The organism is Colwellia sp. TT2012 (genome assembly GCF_001440345.1).
Lineage (GTDB): Bacteria > Pseudomonadota > Gammaproteobacteria > Enterobacterales > Alteromonadaceae > Colwellia.
Genome location: NZ_LJYX01000205.1, coordinates 1 through 334, shown reverse-complemented (window position 1 = coordinate 334; position 334 = coordinate 1). Strand labels below are relative to the sequence as shown.

The 334-nt window shown below is 39.8% G+C and carries 1 rRNA gene; it reads left to right on the top strand.

The window, feature by feature from the left end:
• The first annotated feature begins 213 nt into the window (after positions 1 to 213).
• Positions 214 to 328: ribosomal RNA gene (gene rrf / locus ASU03_RS19585) — 5S ribosomal RNA — on the top strand.
• Positions 329 to 334 lie beyond the last annotated feature (6 nt).

The following is a 334-nucleotide window of genomic DNA, read 5'->3' as shown; positions in this document are numbered from 1 at the left end:
GTCTTGAGCTAACTGATACTAATTGCCCGTGAGGCTTAACCATACAACACCCAAGTAGTTTTGAACTATAAAGTGTGTATGAGACTGACATTTTAAATATATAAAACACGTACTCGTGTTACTTGAAACGCTTTTGTAAACTTTTTATATCAAATTTCCAAGATTGCTAATTATCGTCTTACTTAAGGTAGGTACGGTGATTAAAAGTTTTTATCTAGCGACCATAGCGCTGTGGCCCCACCTGATCCCATTCCGAACTCAGAAGTGAAACGCAGTTGCGCCGATGGTAGTGTGGGAGTTCCCATGTGAGAGTAGGACATTGCTAGGTTTCTAT